Below are 925 nucleotides of genomic sequence, written 5' to 3'. Positions count from 1 at the left end.
AAGACCCCGTGCCACCATGTTTGTCTGGGCGGAAATCCCCGAGCCGTACCGGGAGATGGGATCGCTGGAATTTTCCAAGAAACTGCTCACCGGTGCCGGTGTGGCGGTGTCCCCGGGCATCGGTTTTGGGGATTACGGTGACGATCATGTGCGCTTCGGGCTGATCGAAAACGAACAACGGACCCGGCAGGCTATCCGTGGCATCAAGAAGATGTTCCGCCAGGACGGCCTGCTGGACTGACTTTTCCCTTTGCGGCAGGCCGCAGGGGTAGCGTGAGAAGTTGCGACAGGGCTTTTCAACACACTGATAAATGAAACGAGGATAGGCTGTGGATTCGGTGAAGGTGGGTATTGCTGGTCTGGGCACTGTGGGCTCAGGCACCGTCAACGTTCTCAAGCGCAATGCGCGGGATATTGCCCGTCGCGTGGGACGTCCGATTGAAATTACCCACATTGGTGCGCGCCGGGACAATCCTGCCTGCGACACTCAGGGTATTCGCCTGTCCCGGGATATCTTCGCCGTGGCCACAGACCCGGATATCGATATCCTGGTGGAGCTGATCGGTGGCATCGATACTGCCCGTGAGCTGGTGCTCACTGCCATCAAGAACGGCAAGCATATTGTCACCGCCAACAAGGCGTTGATCGCCGAGCACGGCAACGAGATCTTCCAGGCGGCTCAGGATAACGGCGTGGATGTGGCTTTCGAGGCCTCTGTGGCGGGGGGGATTCCCATCCTCAAGTCCCTGGGTGAAGGGCTGGCAGCCAACCATATCAATTGGCTGGCGGGCATCATCAACGGTACCGGCAACTTTATCCTCACCGAGATGGAAGAGGGCGGCCGTGCCTTCAAGGACGTGCTGGACGAAGCCCAGCAGCTGGGTTATGCGGAGGCGGATCCCACCTTCGATGTGGAAGGCATTGA

General features: G+C 58.9%; 1 protein-coding gene and 1 pseudogene. Both read left to right on the top strand.

Going from position 1 to position 925, the window contains the following annotated elements:
• A pseudogene (locus B3Q33_RS08950) lies at positions 1 to 241 on the top strand (alanine transaminase); the annotation flags it as partial.
• An 88-nt stretch (positions 242 to 329) separates the two neighbouring features.
• Positions 330 to 925 (top strand): homoserine dehydrogenase (locus tag B3Q33_RS08945; protein ID WP_286827500.1); only part of this gene is annotated, 596 nt, incomplete at its 3' end.

Source organism: Alcanivorax sp. UBA3183 (assembly GCF_002364155.1).
Taxonomy (GTDB): Bacteria; Pseudomonadota; Gammaproteobacteria; order Pseudomonadales; family Alcanivoracaceae; genus Alcanivorax; species Alcanivorax jadensis.
This window is presented reverse-complemented; position numbering and strand designations above follow the sequence as displayed.